A 22,445-nucleotide genomic window follows, 5' to 3' on the forward strand; every position below is an offset into this window, starting at 1 on the left:
TAGTTATTTCTCACCATCACGATAGCGAATGACAAGCCATAAAAAGTAAGGTGCACCAATAAAACTAGTAATCATACCAACAGGGAGTTCAGCTGGAGATACTGCTGTTCTCGCAATAGTATCTGCGACTAAAAGCAAAATTGCACCACAAAGTGCTGAAGCAGGTAAAACCCAGCGATGATCTGCTCCAAATTTAAAGCGAACTAAATGGGGAATGACGAGCCCAATAAATCCGATAGCACCACTGACTGCTACTGCTGAACCTACCAATAATGCACCGAGTAGAATAAGTTGTTTTTTTAATCGAATGACATTGACACCGAGATAATGTGCTTCTTCATCACCAAGTTGCAGTAGATTAAGTTTGTTCACTAAAGTCAATGAATAGCCTGCAGTGAAGAGAATAACGACACTGGCAATCAATACAGCTTGCCATTGTGCTTGCCCTAAGCTCCCCATAGACCAAAGACTAAATTGGCGGAGCTGTTGATCGCTACTAATATAGGTGAGAATACCTACTGCAGAAAAGCAGATTGCATTCACCGCAATTCCTGCAAGTAATAGTTTATTGACCGAAGCTTGGGAGCGGTAGCTTAAAAAATAAATTAAGCTAGAAACGATAACGCTACCAATAAAAGCCGCAATCATTGTACTGTAAAGTGCAAATTCCACAGGAAGAATATTTGGCAATATTATTGAAATACCAACAGCGAGTGCAGCACCACTATTGACCCCAATTAATGCGGGATCAGCCATTGGATTGTGAAATAGACCCTGGAATAATGTGCCAGACATCGCTAATGCTAAGCCAACGATAACAGCGAGTAAAATTCGTGGTAAGCGTATATTGAGCCAAATTTGCCATTGATTATTATCAATAGATGTTTGCCATAGATCTTGCCAAGTTAAAGATAACGCCCCAATATTTGAGGCAATTAACATCGTAATGATTAACAGCAGTAAAAGCCCGATGAGCCAGCGTGATTTCATTATAGTTGGCTCGCTTTTTCAACGGCTTGACGCATTTTTTGTAATTCAGCAGGGATTGTTAATCCGAAAGCTAAAAATGCAATATCATCAACGACGACAGCTTGTTTTTTCTTCCCAGCATTTGTATACGCAATGCCGGGGAGTTCCCATAATTTATCAATAGAGCCTAAATCTTTAATACTTAGAGAGCTAATGACAATTAAATCTGGGTTGGCAGCGATTATGCCTTCTTGTGAGATAGGGACATAGCGAACTGAGCTACTCATTGCATTTTTTGCGCCAACTAATTTAATCGCTGTATCAGGTGCTGTATTACTACCTGCCACCATTTGGCTTGTGCCTGAACGACTTAAAATAAAGAGAACTTTTACATCTTTAGGCGAATTATCAATAGCATTGATTTCGTTGACAAATTTATCCGCTAAAGTGACCGCTTGTTGTTCTTTTCCAACTAATTTACCGACAGTTTTAATTTTCTCTACCACGCTTTCAACGGTGTATTGTAATGGAACGTGATCAACGTTAACACCAGCGGCTTTTACTTGTTCTAACACTACGGTTGGTTGAGCTGCTTGTGTTGCAATAATACGAGTAGGTTTAAGGGCTAAAATTCCTTCCGTGTTGAGATTACGCATATAGCCAACATCGGGTAATTTTTTAGCTTGTTCAGGAATAATGCTCGTACTGTCCCGACCAATGAGATCTTTTTCAGCGTTAAGTGCATAAATAATTTCGGTAACATCACCACCGATACTTAAAATACGTTCTTGTGCCATTAACGATCCACTTGTAAATAGTAGGCAAGTGGAAAGATATTTAAACATATGGGTTAATTTCATTCGGTTTTCCTTTTTATTACCTGAACTTAAAATTAGCGATTATTCTACATATATGATAATAATTATCAATAACTTATACGCATTATTTTAAAGGGAGGAAGAATAAGATTATTTTGTCTCATGAATTGCTATTTCAGCGGAAATCGCTAGAATTGAAAGGTCTTCTCATGAAAGAAATTAGGAAATTTGAATGTCGAAACAGAACAAATATCGCCATTTTAGCTTTTTAGGCGTTTGGTTGGCGATTGGTTTAATTTTATCCGCTTTTATTCTTGGCTATCAATTTAAAAACTTTCAGCAAACTGGCGTAATTACTGTAAAAGGGTTAGCAGAAGCTGAGTATAAAGCTACATTGGGTACTTGGCAGGTAACGATTAGTGCTAGAGGGCAAACTTATAATGAGGCAATGCAGAATAATCAGCAAAATCTCAATATCGCCATGGATTTCTTGAATAAACAAGGTTTTGCAACGGAAGATTATCAAATTGCTAATTTATCTGTAGATGAATATCGTGAGTATTATGTTGATGAACATGGTAAAGACCGCTCTCGTCAAAATGGTTTTAGCGCTACTCGTTCTATCAATATATCCAGTAAAAATTTAACCAAACTTCAAAATGCGTTAGTGGCTATTCAGCTATTGCGAGCAGAAAATCAAAATATTGATTTTGATCGCCCAAATTATTATTTGGAAAATTTAGAAAAAATTAAACGTGAATTGATCGCTAAAGCAACTCAAGATGCTTATATTCGTGCAGAAGAGTTTGCTAAAACAAGCAACGTAAAGGTTGGGGTATTAAAATCGGCGTCACAAGGTTCGTTCGATATTCAATCAAGTACGCCAAGCAGCGAAGATAATAGTGATTATGGTGGTAGCTATGATACATCGACGATTGATAAAAAAGTACGTTTAGTGGTTACAATTCAATATACGATAAATTAAACGGGATTTTGCCTAAGATAAGGCAGTATAAATGAAAATAAGGAAGCGGTAATGTCTTTAGATCTTTCAGAAATTCGCCAACAAATTACACAAATTGATCGCCATTTATTGAAACTGTTGTCGCAACGACATAATCTCGCATTTGATGTAGTACGTAGCAAAGAAATTAACCAGAAACCTTTGCGTGATATTGATCGTGAAAAGGCATTATTATTAGAGTTAGTCAATTTTGCAGAAGCTGAAAATTATCAGCTTGACCCCCAATATATTACCCAAATTTTCCAACGTATTATTGAAGATTCTGTATTAACACAGCAGGCTTATTTACAAAATAAGTTAAATACAGTGAAGCCACAAATTTCAGTAGCTTTTTTAGGAATGAGAGGGTCTTATTCACATTTAGCCTCTCGGCAATTTACAAAAAAACAAGCGAACGGTTTTCGTGAGTTGAGTTGCTGTTCATTTAATGAGGTCTTTGAAAAAGTACAGAATGGTGAGGCGGATTATGGCGTATTGCCATTAGAAAATACGACATCAGGATCAATCAATGAGGTGTATGATTTATTGCAACATACGGATCTTACGTTAGTTGGAGAATTAGCTTATCCCATTAAGCATTGCCTACTTGGCACACAGAGTATCAAACTTGATGAGATTGATACTATTTATACACATTCTCAACCCGCCCAACAGTGTAACCAATTTCTGAATTCATTGGATAAAGTGCATATTAAGTATTGTGAGAGTAGTTCCCACGCAATGGAAATGGTTTCTCGTTTAAATGAACCGAATATAGTGGCTTTAGGAAACGAAGAGGGCGGAAAATTATATGGGCTAAATGTTTTGCAAAGTGATATTGCTAATCAGCAACACAATCTTACTCGTTTTATTGTTGTGGCCAAAGAATCTGTGCAAGTTTCACCTCAAGTTCAAACGAAAACATTATTGTTAATGACGACAAGTCAGCAGGCTGGGGCATTGGTTGATGCGTTAATTGTGTTTAAACAGTTTGGTATCAGAATGATAAAATTAGAATCTCGCCCCATTTATGGTAAACCCTGGGAAGAGATGTTCTATGTTGAATTAGAGGCAAATATTCATCAGGAAAGTACTCAAAAAGCTTTAGTCAATTTAGAACAAGTAGCCAGTTATCTCAAAGTGTTGGGCTGTTATCCAAGTGAGATTATTGAACCTGTAAAATTGTAGAGATTTGCAATAAATTGAGAGATCAAACCGCTTGAGTATTTTAAATGAAATTTAAACCTTTTTCTCGTGAGACTGCGAAGCCTAGAACACAAAGAGTATCAAAACCTAAACAGAAATTAACGTTGGCAGAAACAATTATTGTACTATTTAATAAGCCCTACAATGTTTTGACTCAATTTACTGATGAACATAATCGCCAAACGTTAAAAATGTTCATACCGATACCAAATATTTATCCTGTTGGGCGATTAGATCGAGATAGTGAAGGTCTGCTATTACTCACAAATAATGGTGAAATTCAACATCGTTTAGCAACCCCTAAATTTGAAAAAGAGAAAACCTATTGGGTGCAAGTTGAGGGCGATCCACAGCCAGAAGATCTGGAAAAATTAGCTAAAGGTGTTGAGCTTAAAGATGGGCTAACTAAGCCTGCTAAAGTGAAAAAAATCGCTACACCTAATTTTTTATGGGCAACTGCCCCGAAAATCCGAGAAAGAAAAACCATACCGACTTCTTGGATAGAGTTGAAAATTAGCGAGGGGAAAAATCGTCAGGTGCGTAGAATGACCGCCCATATTGGTTTTCCAACACTACGGCTTATCCGTGTTGGTATTGGTGATGTTAAATTGGAAAATTTAGCACCGGGTGAATACCGAGTCTTATCAGATATGGAAAAAACATCGTTTTTTAACATTCAGAGAGATAACAAGCGGTAAGATTTTGAGAATTTTTGCAAATTCGTCAGGCTTTTATAAGTGAAAAAAGGTAAAATGAATATAATTTTGATGATGGAGATTTTATTATGGCAATTTTAGTAACTGGTGGGGCTGGTTATATTGGTTCTCATACGGTATTAGAACTATTAAATAAAAATGATCAGATTGTCGTATTAGATAACCTTTCTAATTCTTCAATAACATCTCTTGAACGTGTACAAAAAATGACAGGTAAGAGTGTTGCTTTTTATCAAGGCGATATTTTAGATCGTTCAATCTTACGCCAAATTTTTGCTGAGCATAACATTGAATCAGTTATCCATTTTGCGGGGTTAAAAGCTGTTGGTGAAAGTGTACAGAAGCCACTTCACTATTATCAAAACAACGTAACAGGTTCTATCGTATTGGTTGAAGAAATGCTAAAAGCAAATGTTAATACGATTGTGTTTAGCTCATCTGCAACAGTTTATGGCGATCCTAAAATTACGCCAATTACTGAAGAGAGTGAGGTAGGGGGAACAACGAACCCTTATGGTACTTCAAAATATATGGTGGAGAGAATTTTAGAAGATACCGTAAAAGCATATCCTCATTTTTCTGCGATCATACTTCGTTATTTTAATCCTGTTGGTGCTCATGAAAGTGGTCTATTAGGGGAAGATCCAAACGGTATTCCGAATAATTTACTCCCTTATATTAGCCAAGTTGCTGTTGGGAAGTTGAAGCAATTATCAATTTTTGGTAACGATTATGATACACCTGATGGTACAGGTGTGCGTGATTATATCCACGTTGTTGATTTAGCCATTGGGCATTTGAAAGCGTTAGATAAACATTATAATGATGCAGGACTTCATATCTATAATTTAGGGACTGGAGTTGGGTACTCTGTATTAGATATGGTGAATGCTTTCCAAGAAGTGAATAAAATTGAAGTACCTTATACATTTAGTCCTCGCCGTGGTGGTGATATCGCTGTATGTTATTCTAATCCTCAAAAAGCGTTAGAAAAACTAGGGTGGAAAACGGAACGTGATTTGAACAAAATGATGAGTGATACGTGGAATTGGCAAAAAAATAACCCGAATGGGTATAAGGGGAACTAAATGCAAAAAGCTGAAATAGGAACACCTACTATTTGGCAGCAGATTTTTACCAAAAATATGTTGCTTTGTATTTTCACTGGGTTTAGCTCTGGCTTACCGTTGTATGTGCTATTTCAGCTTGTCCCTGCTTGGCTTTCTTCTTCGGCAGTTGATGTAAAAACGATTGGTTTTTTTACCATTATTGGCTTTCCATATACCTGGAAATTTTTGATTTCTCCATTGCTTGACCGTTATTATCCTCATTTTTTAGGGCGGCGACGGAGCTGGATGTTTATTACCCAGATAAGTTTGCTCGGGCTACTTATTTTACTTGGGCAATTTAATCCCGTTGAAAGTATTAAGACCGTAGCGATAATTTCGACATTGGTTGCGTTTTTCTCGGCAGTACAAGATATTGTTATTGATGCCTATCGCCGAGAAATTTTAACTGATTCTGAGTTAGGATTAGGTAACTCTATTCACGTGAATGCGTATCGGATTGCGAGTTTAATTCCTGGAGGATTATCGTTAATTTTGTCAGATTATCTTCCTTGGAATACCGTGTTTATTTTTACTGCATTGTTTATGCTTCCAGGGCTGATCTTATCGCTATTTCTGAGTAAAGAGCCTAAAGTTGAATATGTTGATCGTAGTTTACCGTTTTATACTGCTTTTACATTACCGTTTAAAGAATTTTTTAATCGTAAAGGACTTTATGCAGGTTTAGGGCTGATTTTATTTATCTTTTTATATAAATTCGGTGATTCCCTTGCAACCTCACTACAAACAAAATTTATTTTAGATATGGGATTTAGCCGAACAGATATTGGTACTGTGGTTAAATTAAATTCTCTTTGGGCATCGATTATTTCCAGTATGATTGGTGGTATTTTGATGATCCGATTAGGGATCAACCGCTCACTTTGGCTTTTTGGTATTGTTCAACTGATTACTATTTTAGGTTTTGCATGGATGGCAAGTTATGACAAATTTAGCATAATTGGCGGATATGAACGTTTTATGCTTACTGTTGTAATTGTGGGAGAATATGTAGGGGTTGGTTTAGGTACAGCCGCTTTTGTAGCATTTATGGCACGGGAAACAAATCCCCTTTATACCGCAACACAATTAGCTATTTTTACCAGTTTATCAGCCATACCGAGTAAAATTTTTGGTGCATTTTCAGGGGTATTAGTGGCAAATTACGGTTATTTTACTTTTTTCTGGATCTGCTTTTTTATTGGTATTCCAGGAATGTTGATGTTGTTTAAAGTTGCGCCTTGGCAAGTAAAAGATAAAGTAGAATAAGTGGTTAGTTTTTCAATAATTATGCCATTTACAGCGTTGATCAGTAGATGATGGCGATTGATTTTAATTAAGTGTTAAAAGGAGTTTTTAATGAAAATTATTTTATTAGGTGCACCGGGTGCAGGCAAAGGAACACAAGCCCAATTTATGATGAAAAAATTTGGTATTCCGCAAATTTCAACAGGCGATATGTTCCGAGCGGCGATTAAAGAAGGAACAGAGCTTGGCAAGCAAGCGAAAGCGTTAATGGATGAAGGTAAACTTGTGCCAGACGAACTGACAGTTGCTTTAGTTAAAGACCGTATTGCACAGCCTGATTGTGCGAATGGATTTTTATTAGACGGTTTTCCTCGTACGATTCCACAAGCAGATGCTTTAAAAGAGGCTGGGGTTAAAATTGACTTTGTCTTAGAATTTGATGTGGCTGATGAGGTGATTGTTGAACGTATGAGTGGTCGTCGTGTTCACCAATCTTCAGGCAGAACTTATCACGTTGTGTATAATCCACCAAAAGTGGAAGGAAAAGATGACCTAACTGGTGAAGAGTTGATTATTCGTCAAGATGATAAACCTGAAACGGTGTTGGAGCGTTTAGCAATTTATCATAAGCAAACTAAACCACTAATTGCTTACTATACGGCAGAAGCAGAGGCTGGAAATACACAATATTTCCGTTTAGATGGAACACAACCAGTTGAGCAAGTGAGTGCAGAGTTAGATAAAATTTTAAGCTAATTGCAAAAATAGCAGAAATCTGACCGCTTATAGCGGTGAGGTTTACATAAAATTTACAGCGATAGAGAAATTGTAAAATTTTATTTGCATTTTGGATTTCGCTAAGCTATATTCAAAATACCTATTTTGTTGGAATAAGTTATGAAAAATATCATTATTATTAAACATCATCATTGTCATTTACCTGAATAATCTTTCGGGCATTTGATGTGTTCGGAAGAAATTCCGAGCTGAGATGTGATATATTCCAACACAATTGCTAACCCCTCGGAAAAAACTTCGAGGGGTTTTCTTTTTATATTTATAAATTTTAGGAGGATAAAGTGTTATTCACCAATGAAGTCGTCATTTCAATCATTGTTTTGCTTGCATTAAGCCTAATGCGAATTAATGTAGTGATTGCATTGATTATTGCAGCGATTATTTGTGGCATTTTAGGGCATTATGCTGATGGAATGGCATTAACTGATGCGCTGGGGAAAACAATATCTAGCTTTACCAGTGGATTAGGTGGCGGTGCGGAAACGGCAATGAATTATGCGGTACTTGGCGCATTTGCTGTTGCATTATCAAAATCAGGGGTAACGGATCTATTAGCTTATAAAGTTATTCGAGGATTTGGAAAACGCCCATCAGATCGTTCTGTGCTTTGGTTTAAATATCTAATTTTATTTACGTTGGTTATTTTTTCAATGGCGTCACAAAATGTCATTCCGGTACATATTGCTTTTATTCCAATCGTTGTGCCACCGCTATTAGGGGTTTTAAATAAATTACAAATTGACCGTAGAGCCATTGCTTGTGCAATTACATTTGGTTTAACCGCAACGTATATGCTGATTCCAGCTGGTTTTGGACAAATTTTTATTGAAAGTATTTTAGTGAAAAATATTAATAATGCAGGCCAGCCTTTCGGTTTAGTTGCGGATGTTACAGAAGTCACAAAAGCAATGGCAATTCCAGTGATAGGAATGATTTTAGGTTTATTTATTGCAATTTTTATTAGTTACCGTAAGCCTCGTATTTATGTAGAGCAGAATACCGTTGCCGTTGATGATGATATTGAACGTAGAGTTACCCAAGTAAAACCTATTAATATAGCTATTAGTATTACTGCAATTATTGCAACTTGTGCGGTACAACTTTCGACTAATTCTACAATTTTAGGAGGGGTAGTTGGGCTGATTATTTTTGCTTTAGGTGGAGTATTTAAATTAAAACAGAGTAATGATATTTTCCAAGATGGTTTGAGGCTTATGGCGATGATCGGTTTTGTGATGATTGCTGCCTCTGGTTATGCTAATGTTGTGAATTCAACGGGCGGTGTAGCGGAATTAGTGGAAAGTTTGAAGGGGACTATTGGTAGTAAGGAGATGGCAGCATTTTTGATGCTATTAGTGGGGTTATTGATTACGATGGGCATTGGTTCTTCATTTTCTACAGTACCGATCATCGCTACAATTTATGTGCCACTATGTATTTCTTTTGGTTTTTCACCACTTGCGACTATTTCTATTGTGGGGGTAGCAGCAGCACTAGGCGATGCGGGATCACCCGCATCAGACTCAACTTTAGGACCAACATCAGGGCTAAATGCAGATGGAAAACATGATCATATTTGGGATTCCGTTGTACCAACATTCTTGCACTATAATGTTCCTTTATTGGCGTTTGGTTGGTTGGCAGCAATGGTCTTATAAATGGTTTTTAATTGTAAGTAAGCGGTAAGATTAGTTAAATAATTTGTCAATTTCATAAAAAAAAGTATTGCAGTTCATAAAAAAACTTGTATATTCGGTTTTAACAAAATCAAAACATACTTATAACAATATATTTTGGAGTGAAAATGAAAAAATTAACGCAACTTACCCTACTTGCAGCAGCTATAGTATCTAGTTCAGCAATGGCTAGCCCAAAAACATTTATTTACTGTCTTGAGTCTTCGCCCTCATTTCTTAGCCCACAACTGGGAACTGATGGTGCAACACTAGATGCAGCAAGCAGAACCATTTTCGATAAATTAACGACATTTGCCCCTGGTACTACCGAAGTGATTCCTGCATTAGCAGAAAAATGGGATATTTCAGAAGATGGTAAAACCTATACATTTTATCTGCGTAAAGGAGTGAAATTCCAATCAAATAAAGAATTTAAACCAACCCGTGATTTCAATGCAGATGATGTTGTATTTTCTTTTGAACGCCAGCGTGATCAAAACCACCCATATCATAAAGTATCAGGTGGTAATTACGAATATTTCATTGGAATGGATATGCAGAATATCATTGCGAATGTTGAAAAAGTTGATGATTACACGGTGAAAATAAATTTAAATGTGCCGAATGCTCCATTTTTAGCAAATTTAGCAATGGATTTTGCTTCAATTCTTTCAGCAGAATATGCGGATAAAATGTTAAAAGCAGGAACGCCAGAAAAAGTTGATAATTTACCAATTGGCACAGGGCCTTTTGAGTTTGTTTCATATCAGAAAGATTCTGCTGTTCGGTTTAAAGCCTTTGCTGATTATTGGCGTGGTAAATCGAAAATTGATCGTTTAGTTTTTTCTATTACACCAGATGCGTCTGTACGATATGCAAAATTGAAAAAAGGCGAATGTCACGCAATGCCGTATCCAAACCCTGCAGATATTGAGAAATTAAAAAATGACTCAGATATTACACTACTCACTCGTCCAGGGTTAAATATTGGTTATTTGAATTTTAATGTACAAAAAGCACCTTTTGATAATGTGAAGGTTCGTCAAGCATTGAGTTATGCTGTAAATAAAGATGCTATTATTGATGCGGTTTATCAAGGTGCGGGGCAGAAAGCAAAAAATCCTATTCCGCCTACAATGTGGTCTTATAATGATGATATAAAAGACTACGATTATGATCCTGAAAAAGCAAAAGCATTGCTTAAAGAAGCAGGTTTTGAAAATGGCTTTGAGACAGATTTGTGGGCAATGCCAGTTTCTCGCCCCTATAACCCAAATGCACGCCGTATGGCAGAGTTAATTCAAGCAGATTGGGAAAAAGTGGGTGTTAAAACTAAAATTGTTAGCTATGAGTGGGGAGAATATCTCAAACGTATGCGGGCAGGTGAAGACAGTGCAGGAATGATGGGTTGGACTGGCGATAATGGCGATCCAGATAATTTCTTAAATACCTTGTTAAGTTGTTCATCGCTTGAAGCAGGTTCAAACTATGCTAAATTTTGTTATAAGCCGTTTGATGATTTAGTTAAACAAGCAGTACAAGAAACGGATATTGCTAAACGTACTGATCTTTATAAACAAGCTCAAGTTATTTTTAAAGAACAAGCGCCGTGGATTACGATTGCACACTCAACCACTTATTTTCCTGTACGGAAAGAGGTAAAAGGTTATGTAGTTAGCCCATTTGGTCTTCACGATTTCTATTCGGTTGATTTAGAAAAATAACGAGGTAAGCGGTAAAATTTACTAAAATTTTTGCAAATTTCGAGTAGAATAGTCCCGCTTGTTATTGAGAAGGCGTAGAAATACGCCTTCTATAATTTTAGAAACAATCCTTCCCAAAAAAGAGATTTTGAATGTTTCAATTTATTTTTAAACGTATTTTAATGGTAATTCCAACATTTCTGGCAATTACTTTAATTACTTTTGCTTTAGTGCATTTAATTCCTGGTGATCCAATTGAGATCCGAATGGGAGAACGTGGGCTTACACCTGAAATACACGCACAAATGATGCAACAGTTAGGCTTAGATCGCCCATTACCAGAGCAGTATTTTAGTTATATAAAAGGCGTATTACATGGTGATTTAGGTAATTCGTTCCGTAATAATGAACCAGTATTAAAGGAGTTTTTTACTCTTTTTCCTGCAACGGTTGAACTTGCCTTTTTTGCCTTAGGATGGTCATTAATTTTTGGCGTTTTTCTAGGCGTTATTGCAGCGGTAAAGAAAAATTCTTGGATTTCTCATTTAGTTACGTCAATGTCTTTAACAGGATATTCAATGCCTATTTTTTGGTGGGGATTAATTCTAATTCTGTATGTTTCAACTCCTCTTGGGCTACCTGCTTCAGGTAGGCTGCCATCTGAGTTTTGGATTGAAAGTAATACAGGGTTTATGCTGATTGATACTTGGAATTCTGATGAGCCAGGAGCATTTTGGGCGGCGATTAAGTCATTGATTTTACCCGCAATTGTTTTAGGAACAATTCCTCTAGCAATTATTACTCGTATGACTCGTTCATCAATGCTTGAAGTTTTAGGTGAAGATTATATCCGTACAGCAAAAGCAAAAGGATTAAGCACAACAAGAGTAGTTATTGTCCATGCTTTGCGTAATGCCTTAATTCCTGTGGTAACCGTAGTTGGATTAATTATTGGGCAATTATTATCGGGCGCAGTCTTAACTGAAAATATTTTTTCTTGGCCTGGTATTGGGAAATGGGTAATTGATGCGATCAATTCTCGAGATTATCCTGTATTACAAGGTTCTGTTTTAATTATTTCTACGTTAATTATTTTAGTCAATTTGGCTGTTGATTTAGTGTATGGAGTTATCAATCCTCGGATTCGCCATACCTAAAGTTATTTAATCGTTCCTGTTTAACTAGGCAAGAACGATATTTTTGTTGGAGTTGTCAATGTCTAGTATAGAAATAACTTCCCCTGTACCGAAAACACCATTACAAGAATTTTGGCATTATTTTAGTCAAAATCGAGGTGCAGTTATTGGTCTGGCTTTTATTGTATTAGTCTTCTTTAGTAGTGTTTTTGCTGGAATCATTTCACCTTTTGATCCAATTGAACAAAATCGCACAGCATTATTGCTTCCCCCTGCTTGGTTTGATGGCGGAAACTCTACCTATTTGTTAGGAACAGACGATATTGGGCGAGATATTCTTTCTCGTATTATCTACGGGGCTCGACTTTCTGTTTTTATTGGTTTTGTTATTGTTCTTCTTTCTTGTGTTTTTGGGGTAATTTTAGGTTTACTTGCAGGCTATTATGGTGGGACTGTTGATATCTTGATTATGCGTTTTGTTGATATAATGTTGGCAATTCCAAGTCTATTATTAACCATTGGTGTTGTTACTATTCTTGGTCCTTCCTTAATAAACGCAGCGATTGCAATTGCGGTAGTGTCTATTCCTGGCTATGTTCGTTTAACGCGTGCTTCTGTGATGAGTGAAAAAAATCGTGATTATGTTACCGCTTCTCGAGTGGCAGGCGCAAATGTTTGGCGTTTGATGTTTATTGTAATTTTACCTAATTGTTTAGCACCGCTTATTGTGCAGATGACAATGGGGATTTCTAACGCAATTTTAGAATTAGCTGCGCTTGGTTTTTTAGGCATTGGCGCTCAACCGCCAACCCCCGAACTTGGCACAATGTTAGCAGAATCTCGTGGTTTTATGCAATCAGCTAACTGGTTGGTTACGATCCCTGGTCTAGCTATTCTATCATTAGTACTTGCATTTAATTTAATGGGCGATGGGTTACGTGATGCCCTTGATCCAAAATTAAAACAATAGGAGCGGAAAATGGCATTATTAGAAGTAAATGAACTTTCCGTACATTTTGGAGATCAAAACTCCCCATTTAAAGCGGTAGATCGAATTAGTTATAAAGTGAATAAAGGCGAAGTATTAGGCATTGTCGGTGAGTCTGGGTCGGGTAAATCAGTGAGTTCTTTAGCAATTATGGGGCTGATTGATTATCCAGGTAAAGTCTATGCAAAGGCACTAGAATTTGATGGCAATAATTTATTAGAACTTAGCCCTAAAGAAAAACAGAAAATTGTTGGTGCTGATGTGTCAATGATTTTCCAAGATGCGATGACAAGCCTAAATCCAAGTTATACCGTTGGTTTTCAAATTATGGAGGCATTAAAAGTTCATCAAAGCGGCAATAAAAAATGGCGAAAAGAACGGGCAATTGAATTACTTACTATGGTGGGTATTCCTGATCCACAATCTCGTCTTGACGTTTACCCTCATCAGCTTTCTGGTGGAATGAGCCAGCGAGTGATGATTGCGATGGCAATTGCTTGTAATCCGAAATTATTAATTGCAGATGAACCAACGACAGCATTGGACGTTACCATTCAAGCGCAAATTATTGATTTACTGCTTGAATTACAACGTAAAGAAAATATGGCGTTGATCCTAATTACTCACGATCTTGCGTTAGTGGCAGAATCTGCTCATCGGATTATTGTGATGTATGCAGGGCAAGTGGTAGAAGAAGGTAGTGCAGATAAAATTTTTAAATATCCGCTTCACCCTTATACTCAAGCGTTATTACGTGCTTTACCTGAGTTTTCAGAAGGAAAATCTCGTCTGCAATCATTACCTGGCGTTGTACCAGGTAAATATGATCGCCCGAATGGCTGTTTACTTAATCCACGTTGCCCTTATGCTACAGAGCTTTGTCGCACTAAAGAGCCTGAATTAAGCGTAATTGAAGGACGTCAAGTGAAATGTCATACGCCATTAAATAAAGAGGGTATACCAAGTAAGTTGAATTGGGTATGAGAGCCGTCGCTAAATAAAGAATATAAATATGCAAAAAAATATTGAAAACCGACCGCTTCTTGATGCGGTTGATCTTAAAAAATATTATCCCGTCAAAAAAGGATTATTTACTAAACCTAAATTAGTTAAAGCGGTTGATGGTGTTTCTTTTCGTTTAGATAAAGGTAAAACATTAGCCATTGTTGGTGAGTCTGGTTGTGGAAAATCAACGTTGGGGCGAATGCTTACGTTAATTGAACGCCCAACAGAGGGTGAGCTTTTTTACAATGGGCAGAATTTCCTTGTTAATGATCGAGAAACAGAACGACTACGTCGCCAAAAAATTCAGATTGTTTTTCAAAACCCTTATGCTTCACTTAATCCTCGTAAAAAAGTGGGAACGATTTTAGAAGAACCATTGCTTATCAATACTACGCTTTCAGCAAAAGAGCGGAAAGAAAAAGTACTCGAAATGATGGCAAAAGTTGGGCTGAAAACAGAGTTTTATGATCGTTATCCACATATGTTTTCAGGTGGACAACGTCAGCGAATCGCTATTGCTCGAGGGCTAATGCTTGAGCCAGATATTGTGGTGGCAGATGAACCCGTTTCTGCTCTTGATGTATCAGTTAGAGCACAAGTGCTTAATTTAATGATGGAATTACAAGAGGAGATGGGGCTTTCTTATGTCTTCATTTCTCACGATTTATCTGTGGTTGAACATATTGCTGATGAAGTAATGGTTATGTATTTAGGGCGTTGTGTTGAGCAAGGTGAAACAAAAGCAATCTTTAGCAATCCTCGACATCCTTATACTGAGGCGTTACTTTCTGCAACACCACGCTTAAATGTAGGCAATCATCGTGAGCGGATTAAATTAACAGGGGAATTACCGAGTCCATTAAATCCACCAAAAGGCTGTGCATTCCACGCTCGTTGCCGTTTAGCGAATGAGCGTTGTAAACACGAGCGTCCAGAGTTAAGAACTTATTCAGATGGTACAAAAATTGCTTGTTTTATGGTTGAGTAGTATCAAACAACTGTATTAAAAAAGCGGTAAGATTTCAAAAATCTTACCGCTTTTTATTTTCTACTCTTTATTAAGAGTATCTAAATGAGCTAAGAATGGTTTTGCAGGCATAAACCCTGTTATTCTTGATTGACTCAGCTCATTGCCATTTTCATCAAAGAACAGAATTGTCGGTAACCCAAGAATATGGAAATGTTCCATTATCGCTTTATTCTCTGTTGAGTTTTTTGTCATATCGACTTGCAATACAAGTAGGTTATTCAATTTATCTTTCACGTTTTGATCACTGAATGTTTGATGTTCAAATTCTTTACAAGCGACACACCAATCAGCATAGAGATCTAGCATCACTTTCTGTCCTTTATGCGCTGAAAGCTGTTGTTCTAATTCGGTTAGTGTTGTTATTCGTTGGAATGTTTGTGTTTGGATTTGGTTTTTATCTGTTTGCCAGATAAAGTCTGTCCAAGGCTTTGTAGTTAATGCGAGTAGTATTAAGAGCAATATTTTAAGCCCTTTTTTCCACAACCTATTTGATTGGAATTGCTCATATAACCAAGCTAATACAGCGATGCCTAAAGCAGACCATAGTAGGGCTTCGTATTGAGCAGGAAGTAGACGAGTGAGTAAGAAAATCGGTAAGGCCAACATTACAAAGCCGAATAAGATTTTAACTTTGAGTAACCAGTCCCCTGATTTTGGCAGAATGTTATTGCCGAAAATTGTGATTAAAAGAAGAGGTAATCCCATTCCTAATGCGAGTAAATATAGGGCTAACCCTCCTGTAAATAAGTCGCCACTTTGTGCTACATAGAGTAATGCTCCAGAAAGTGGGGCAGAGGTACAAGGTGAAGCGACAAGGCCTGCAATCATACCCATTACAAAGACGCTAGGGTAAGATCCGCCTTGTTGCTTTTGGCTAAAATTATTCAGCGCTTGTTGCCAACGATAAGGTAATTCAAGCGTAAATAATCCAAACATTGATAGAGCCAAAAGAGTAAAAATAATTGAAAGCCCGATAAGTACTGGTGGGCTTTGTAGAGCAACCTGAAAAGGTAATCCGATGGAAGCAACGAGCAAACCCAGTAAGGTATAAGTCAATGCCATACCTTGCACATAAGTAAAACTCAGTGTAAAGGCGCGTATATTATTAGGACGTTGTCGGCTACCAATAACAATTGCAGAAAGTAGAGGCAACATTGGTAATACACAAGGTGTAAATGCCAGCCCAAGCCCTAGGATAAAGAACCAAAAGATAGAAAGATGGCTATCTGAAAGTGCAGTAGCTAATTTATTTTGCTCTGTTGGTGAAGAAGGTGAATTTTCAGCAGAAGAAGTCATTTTTTGATCGAAACTGACCGCTTGTATAGGTATTTTTACTGTTTCAGGTGGATAACAAAAGCCTTTTGTACAGCCCTGATAGTGAATTTCAATCTCGCTTGTTTGGGGCAAGTTTTCAATAGGAAGCTGTAAGGTTAGTTGATTACGAAAAATCTCAACAAGACCAAAAAAATCATCATTATGTGTTTCAGCATCAGGAAAATTAAGGGGAATCGGATCGCCCGTATTACTTTGTGCAGTAATTTCTTTTTTATATAAGTAATAGCCGTCAGCAATTTGCCAATTGAGCTGTAACTGTTTACTAGCATATTGGTATGAAAAATCAAACGCTTGATCACTAGTAAGATATTTAGGCTGTGCGTCAAATAAATTTGCCGTACTTGAAAGTGGTAAAAATAGTAAGCTAAAAAAGGTAAAAAAACGTATAAACATAGTAAATCCTTATTGGTAGAGAGTGATTGTAATACGTTGTCTATTTTTTACCAATAAAATAGTCATATTTAGAAAAAATCACTTGCATAATTATTCAATAAAAAATAATATCTATTCAAATTAGCGCGTTTAGATAGGATTTGAAGTTAAAATGGCGATTCGTATTAGCAATGTCAATTTTTTTTATGGCAAAAATCAAGCCTTATTCGATATCAATTTACATATTGAAAAAGGAGATACGGTAGTACTTCTTGGGCCAAGTGGGGCAGGAAAAAGTACGTTGATTCGGACGTTGAATTTATTAGAAGTACCACAGTCTGGTGAACTAGATATTGCAAATCACCATTTTGATTTAACAACTAAAGCGGATAGCAAGCAAATTGCTTTACTACGGCGTAATGTGGGAATGGTATTTCAGCAATACCACTTGTGGCCACATTTTACTGTAATGCAAAATTTGATCGAAGCTCCTATAAAAGTGTTAGGGCTTAGTAAAGAAAAAGCTATTGAGCGAGCAAAAGGATTATTAGTTCGGTTGAAATTGTCTGATTTTTCTGAGCGCTTTCCGTTACATTTATCTGGCGGGCAACAGCAACGTGTTGCTATTGCTAGGGCATTAATGATGCAACCTGAAGTCTTATTATTTGATGAACCAACAGCTGCGTTAGATCCTGAAATTACTGCTCAAGTTGTTGATATTATTCAGGAACTAAAACAAACAGGAATAACTCAAGTTATTGTTACACACGAAGTATCGGTTGCAAGAAAAGTCGCAACAAAAGTGGTTTATATGGAGAAAGGAAAGGTTATTGAGCAAGGCAATGCAACTTGTTTTGAACATCCTAAAACAGCCCAATTTGCAAACTATTTATCCCATTCACACTAAAACTAAAAAAGAGGTAAACACAATGAAAAAATTAATTTTAACTGCTTTATTAGCCGGATCAGCTTTTGCTAATGCACAAGAGATTACATTTGCGATGGAACCGAGCTATCCGCCTTTTGAATTTACGAATGAAAAAGGGGAAATCATTGGTTTTGATGTTGATATTGCAAATGCAGTATGTAAAGAAATTAACGCCACTTGTCATTTTAAAAACCAGGCGTTTGATGCGTTGATTCCAAGCTTAATTAAAGGACGTGGCGGATTTAATGCGGCTATTTCTGCAATTGATATTACGGAAGCTCGGGCAAAGCAAGTTGCTTTCTCTGACTCTTATTATGAGAGTTCAGCAAGTTTTATTACAGTGAAAGATAAAATTGCAGATTTAACACAAGCTAAAAAAGTTGGTGTACAAAATGGTACAACTTATCAGCAATATATTAATGCGGAAGCAAAACAATTCGTAGCAAATTCTTATGCAAGTTTGCAAGATGCGGTATTAGATTTAAAAAATGGACGTATTGATATTATTTTCGGTGATACCGATGTGCTAAGAGATATGCTTGCAAAAAATACGGAACTTGTTTCAATCGGTGAACGTATAACAGACAAACGTTATTTTAATAATGGCTTAGGTATCGCGGTCAAAAAATCGAATACAGAATTGGTTGAAAGTCTCAATAAAGGTATTCAGTTAATTAAACAAAATGGCGAGTATCAAAAAATTTATGATAAATGGATGAGCAAATAGATTCTATGTTTGTTGAATATATCCCTTTAATTTTAAATGCCGCCCTAACAACGTTAGGGCTGGCACTTTGTGCCTTAGCGTTAGGACTGATTTTGGCGATTTTATTTGTTTCTTTAGAAACGAACCGATTGTTGATGATCAGTAAACCTGCATCAGTTTTAATTGCTTTATTACGTGGGCTGCCTGAAATTTTAGTTGTTTTTCTAATTTATTTTGGAACACCTGAAATTTTAGAACTTATAGTTGGCGATTATGTTGAGCTAGGAGCTTTTGGCTGTGGCGTTGTTGCTCTTTCGTTAATTTTTGCTGCTTATGCTTCGCAAACATTACGAGGGGCTATTCAAGCAATTCCTGCAGGGCAATGGGAGTCGGGAGCTGCGTTAGGATTAAGTCGTGTTTATACTTTTATTTATATTATTATGCCTCAGGTATGGCGGCACGCACTGCCAGGATTGAGTAACCAATGGCTTGTATTACTTAAAGATACTGCATTAGTTTCACTAATTGGGGTGCAGGATTTGATGAGACAAACAGAATTAGTTAATGCCAATACTCACCAACCTTTTACTTGGTATGGTGTCACTGCGTTGATTTATTTGGTTATTACCTTGGTAAGCCAAGTGTTTATTCGTCGTTTAGAATGGCGTTTTACCCGATTTGAAAGGAGTGCTATCTAATGTTTGTTGAATACTTTTTTAAGATTGCACAAGGAATTCCAACGAGCTTATTACTGACGTTTGTTGCATTATTGATTGCCTTTTTCCTTGCCATTTTGCTGACCTTCTTTCTTTCAATGGAAAATAAATGGATTAAAGGGATCATTCAGGGATTTTTAACGCTTTTCACGGGGACACCATTATTAGTACAGTTTTTCCTTATTTATGCAGGACCTGGTCAATTTGATTGGATTGTAAATAGCCCTTTATGGTCATTATTTTCAAATGCTTGGTTCTGTGCAATGCTTGCACTAGCATTAAATAGTGCAGCGTATACAACATTACTTTTTCACGGTGCGGTCAAGGCGATTCCAAAAGGACAATGGGAAACTTGTGAAGCGCTTGGATTAAATCGATTGCAAACATTAAAAATTTTAATTCCCTATGCGTTAAAACGAGCATTACCTTCTTATAGTAATGAGGTTATTCTTGTGTTTAAAGGTACGTCTTTAGCTTCTATTATTACGATTATGGATATAATGGGATATGCTCGTCAATTGTACGGAACAGAATATGACGCATTAACTATTTATGGAATTGCGGGCATTATTTATTTAGTGATTACTGGTATTATGACGCTTATTTTGCGCCAAATTGAGCGAAAAGCTTTAGTCTTTGAACGAGTGAATAATAGTTAAAGCATAAAAAAGCGTGTTAAATCACGCTTTTTTATGTTTGTATGTTTGATATGAAACTGGGAGTAAAATCATGTTTGGTTTTATAAGCGGTCAGATGATAGCTATTTTTGCAAAGATGATTACGCTATATTTACACAAGGTTTTCAAGTAAAATATTAATGATTTTTCTTAAGAAGGAATGGAATAATGTCTACACAATTTGTTTATACAATGCATCGTGTTGGTAAGGTAGTCCCGCCAAAACGACATATTTTGAAAGATATTTCATTGAGTTTTTTCCCTGGTGCAAAAATCGGTGTGCTTGGTTTAAATGGTGCGGGTAAATCAACTTTACTACGTATTATGGCAGGTATTGATAAAGATATAGAGGGGGAAGCTCGCCCTCAACCAGGCATTAAGATTGGTTATCTTCCGCAAGAACCAAAACTCGACCCACAACAAACTGTACGTGAAGCGATTGAAGAAGCAGTAAGTGAGGTTAAAACAGCGCTTACTCGTTTAGATGAAGTGTATGCTTTATATGCTGATCCTGATGCAGATTTTGATAAATTAGCAGCAGAACAAGCTAATTTAGAGGCGATTATTCAAGCACATGATGGACACAATTTAGATAACCAACTAGAACGTGCAGCAGATGCGTTACGCTTACCTGATTGGGACGCTAAAATTGAGCATCTTTCAGGTGGGGAACGTCGCCGTGTTGCTCTTTGCCGTTTATTGCTTGAAAAACCAGATATGCTATTACTTGATGAGCCGACAAACCATTTAGATGCAGAATCGGTAGCGTGGTTAGAACGCTTCTTGCACGATTATGAAGGTACTGTTGTTGCGATTACCCATGACCGTTACTTCTTAGATAATGTAGCCGGCTGGATTTTAGAGCTTGACCGTGGTGAAGGTATTCCTTGGGAAGGAAATTATTCCTCTTGGTTAGAACAAAAAGAGAAACGGTTAGCTCAAGAGCAAGCGACAGAATCTGCTCGTCAAAAATCCATTGAAAAAGAGCTAGAGTGGGTTCGCCAAAATCCAAAAGGCCGTCAAGCGAAAAGCAAAGCCCGTATGGCCCGTTTTGAAGAGCTGAACAGTGGTGAATATCAAAAACGTAATGAAACGAATGAACTCTTTATTCCGCCAGGTCCACGTCTTGGGGATAAAGTGATTGAAGTTGAGCATCTTACAAAATCTTACGGTGATCGTACGTTGATTGATGATCTCTCTTTTAGTCTTCCAAAAGGAGCGATTGTTGGTATTATCGGAGCAAATGGTGCAGGTAAATCAACCTTATTCCGAATGTTATCAGGGCAAGAAAAACCAGACTCTGGCTCAATTACTTTAGGCGAAACGGTCGTAATGGCATCAGTTGATCAGTTCCGTGATGCAATGGACGATAAGAAAACAGTTTGGGAAGAAGTGTCTGGTGGCTTAGATATTATGCGTATTGGCAACTTTGAAATCCCAAGCCGTGCTTATGTTGGGCGGTTTAATTTTAAAGGCGTTGATCAACAAAAACGGGTAGGTGAACTATCGGGGGGCGAACGTGGACGTTTACATTTAGCGAAATTGCTTCAAGTAGGCGGAAATGTCTTATTACTCGATGAGCCAACCAATGATCTTGATGTTGAAACACTTCGAGCGTTGGAAAATGCGATTTTAGAATTCCCTGGTTGTGCCTTAGTTATTTCCCACGACCGTTGGTTCTTAGACCGTATTGCTACTCATATTTTAGATTATGGTGATGAAGGTAAAGTAACGTTCTATGAGGGGAACTTTACAGACTACGAAGAGTGGAAGAAGAAAACATTCGGCGCTGAGGCAGTTCAACCACATCGTATTAAATATAAACGAATTGCAAAATAAACTTAAAATCCAACCGCTTGCGGTTGGATTTTTTTCAATTATTTTTGCTCTTTATGAAGTGTGAGTGAATTGTATAAATGGCTACCAAGATTTGCAGTTACGCTCACGAATAAACCCAATCCTACTAAGATATAGAAAATTGTGAAAATTTTACCTGCAACAGTATGGGGTGAAAAATCACCATAGCCGACTGTTGAAATAGTAATAATTGAAAAATAGAAAGAATCTACCCAATTCCAACCTTCAATATGATGATAAAATGTGGCTGCGCCAGAAATTACGGCAAGCGTGAAGAGAAGTAAGCCATAAAGAATGATATCGGTTAAGACCGCCTTAGAAAAATGTTTTAGTCGTTTTTTTTGTTGTTCTAATTGCATTATGATCCTTAAAAAAGTAAGCGTATGAAAATAGCGTGTTATTCTACCTAAAACACGGTAAAATAGTTAAGTTGAGTAATATTTTTAGGAGAA

Annotated in this window: 21 protein-coding genes and 1 other annotated feature; of the genes, 17 read left to right on the top strand and 4 right to left on the bottom strand. The window is 37.0% G+C overall.

Annotated features, from left to right (window positions below):
• Nucleotides 1-3 precede the first annotated feature (3 nt).
• Together A6B43_RS06300 and A6B43_RS06305 are read right to left on the bottom strand one after the other, a co-directional pair.
• Complete coding sequence (locus A6B43_RS06300; RefSeq protein WP_124211117.1) at nt 4-990, bottom strand: FecCD family ABC transporter permease; 987 nt, start codon at nt 988-990, stop codon at nt 4-6.
• A complete protein-coding gene (locus A6B43_RS06305; RefSeq protein ID WP_124211116.1) occupies nt 990-1,829 on the bottom strand; it encodes a heme/hemin ABC transporter substrate-binding protein in 840 nt (279 codons plus the stop codon). Before A6B43_RS06305 ends, A6B43_RS06300 begins: the two co-directional genes overlap by 1 nt.
• Before the next feature lie 190 nt (nt 1,830-2,019).
• Between A6B43_RS06305 and A6B43_RS06310 the strand changes: the two genes are divergently transcribed.
• The 12 genes from A6B43_RS06310 to A6B43_RS06365 all read left to right on the top strand — a co-directional run bounded on the left by A6B43_RS06310 (nt 2,020) and on the right by A6B43_RS06365 (nt 15,360).
• Nucleotides 2,020-2,772, top strand: a complete 753-nt coding sequence (locus A6B43_RS06310; protein WP_124211115.1) for an SIMPL domain-containing protein — start codon at nt 2,020-2,022, stop codon at nt 2,770-2,772.
• A 51-nt stretch (nt 2,773-2,823) separates the two neighbouring features.
• A complete protein-coding gene (locus A6B43_RS06315; RefSeq protein ID WP_124211114.1) occupies nt 2,824-3,978 on the top strand; it encodes a chorismate mutase in 1,155 nt (384 codons plus the stop codon).
• Nucleotides 3,979-4,022: 44 nt separating this feature from the next.
• Nucleotides 4,023-4,694, top strand: a complete 672-nt coding sequence (locus A6B43_RS06320) for a pseudouridine synthase (RefSeq protein ID WP_124211113.1) — start codon at nt 4,023-4,025, stop codon at nt 4,692-4,694.
• Nucleotides 4,695-4,780: 86 nt separating this feature from the next.
• Nucleotides 4,781-5,800 carry a UDP-glucose 4-epimerase GalE gene (galE, locus tag A6B43_RS06325; protein ID WP_124211112.1) on the top strand — a complete coding sequence of 340 codons (1,020 nt, stop codon included), beginning with the start codon at nt 4,781-4,783 and terminating at the stop codon, nt 5,798-5,800.
• Entirely contained in the window at nt 5,801-7,087 is a 1,287-nt protein-coding gene (locus tag A6B43_RS06330; RefSeq protein ID WP_124211111.1) for an AmpG family muropeptide MFS transporter, read from the top strand. It abuts the gene before it with no gap.
• 90 nt (nt 7,088-7,177) lie between these two features.
• On the top strand, nt 7,178-7,822 hold the full coding sequence (adk, locus tag A6B43_RS06335; RefSeq protein WP_124211110.1) for an adenylate kinase: 645 nt from the start codon (nt 7,178-7,180) through the stop codon (nt 7,820-7,822).
• A 167-nt stretch (nt 7,823-7,989) separates the two neighbouring features.
• Nucleotides 7,990-8,117 (top strand) — a sequence feature (His leader region).
• 85 nt (nt 8,118-8,202) lie between these two features.
• Entirely contained in the window at nt 8,203-9,522 is a 1,320-nt protein-coding gene (locus A6B43_RS06340; protein WP_237306964.1) for a Na+/H+ antiporter family protein, read from the top strand.
• Nucleotides 9,523-9,668: 146 nt separating this feature from the next.
• Nucleotides 9,669-11,264 (top strand): ABC transporter substrate-binding protein, encoded by a 1,596-nt coding sequence (locus A6B43_RS06345; protein WP_124211108.1) that lies wholly within the window; start codon nt 9,669-9,671, stop codon nt 11,262-11,264.
• 131 nt (nt 11,265-11,395) lie between these two features.
• Nucleotides 11,396-12,400, top strand: a complete 1,005-nt coding sequence (locus A6B43_RS06350; RefSeq protein ID WP_124211107.1) for an ABC transporter permease subunit — start codon at nt 11,396-11,398, stop codon at nt 12,398-12,400.
• 58 nt (nt 12,401-12,458) lie between these two features.
• Nucleotides 12,459-13,349 (top strand): ABC transporter permease subunit, encoded by an 891-nt coding sequence (locus A6B43_RS06355; RefSeq protein WP_124211106.1) that lies wholly within the window; start codon nt 12,459-12,461, stop codon nt 13,347-13,349.
• Nucleotides 13,350-13,358: 9 nt separating this feature from the next.
• On the top strand, nt 13,359-14,351 hold the full coding sequence (gene dppD / locus A6B43_RS06360; protein WP_124211105.1) for a dipeptide ABC transporter ATP-binding protein: 993 nt from the start codon (nt 13,359-13,361) through the stop codon (nt 14,349-14,351).
• Nucleotides 14,352-14,379: 28 nt separating this feature from the next.
• Complete coding sequence (locus A6B43_RS06365; RefSeq protein WP_124211104.1) at nt 14,380-15,360, top strand: peptide ABC transporter ATP-binding protein; 981 nt, start codon at nt 14,380-14,382, stop codon at nt 15,358-15,360.
• Between the two features lie 60 nt (nt 15,361-15,420).
• Here the strand turns inward: A6B43_RS06365 and A6B43_RS06370 are convergent, their stop codons facing one another.
• On the bottom strand, nt 15,421-17,130 hold the full coding sequence (locus A6B43_RS06370) for a protein-disulfide reductase DsbD (RefSeq protein ID WP_124211103.1): 1,710 nt from the start codon (nt 17,128-17,130) through the stop codon (nt 15,421-15,423).
• A gap of 151 nt (nt 17,131-17,281) precedes the next feature.
• Here A6B43_RS06370 and artP point away from each other — a divergent pair, with 151 nt between their 5' ends.
• From artP to ettA, 5 genes are all read left to right on the top strand, one after another.
• A complete protein-coding gene (gene artP, locus A6B43_RS06375; protein WP_124211102.1) occupies nt 17,282-18,016 on the top strand; it encodes an arginine ABC transporter ATP-binding protein ArtP in 735 nt (244 codons plus the stop codon).
• 22 nt (nt 18,017-18,038) lie between these two features.
• Nucleotides 18,039-18,764 carry a transporter substrate-binding domain-containing protein gene (locus tag A6B43_RS06380; RefSeq protein ID WP_124211101.1) on the top strand — a complete coding sequence of 242 codons (726 nt, stop codon included), beginning with the start codon at nt 18,039-18,041 and terminating at the stop codon, nt 18,762-18,764.
• A gap of 5 nt (nt 18,765-18,769) precedes the next feature.
• On the top strand, nt 18,770-19,441 hold the full coding sequence (artQ, locus tag A6B43_RS06385) for an arginine ABC transporter permease ArtQ (protein ID WP_124211100.1): 672 nt from the start codon (nt 18,770-18,772) through the stop codon (nt 19,439-19,441).
• A complete protein-coding gene (gene artM / locus A6B43_RS06390) occupies nt 19,441-20,118 on the top strand; it encodes an arginine ABC transporter permease ArtM (RefSeq protein ID WP_124211099.1) in 678 nt (225 codons plus the stop codon). The genes artQ and artM overlap by 1 nt, the downstream gene beginning before the upstream one ends.
• A gap of 186 nt (nt 20,119-20,304) precedes the next feature.
• Nucleotides 20,305-21,975 carry an energy-dependent translational throttle protein EttA gene (gene ettA, locus A6B43_RS06395; protein ID WP_124211098.1) on the top strand — a complete coding sequence of 557 codons (1,671 nt, stop codon included), beginning with the start codon at nt 20,305-20,307 and terminating at the stop codon, nt 21,973-21,975.
• 38 nt (nt 21,976-22,013) lie between these two features.
• Here the strand turns inward: ettA and A6B43_RS06400 are convergent, their stop codons facing one another.
• Nucleotides 22,014-22,394 (bottom strand): potassium channel family protein, encoded by a 381-nt coding sequence (locus A6B43_RS06400; protein WP_257792864.1) that lies wholly within the window; start codon nt 22,392-22,394, stop codon nt 22,014-22,016.
• Between the last annotated feature and the right edge of the window lie 51 nt (nt 22,395-22,445).

The sequence above is a fragment of the Vespertiliibacter pulmonis genome (genome assembly GCF_013377275.1).
Classification (GTDB): domain Bacteria; phylum Pseudomonadota; class Gammaproteobacteria; order Enterobacterales; family Pasteurellaceae; genus Vespertiliibacter; species Vespertiliibacter pulmonis.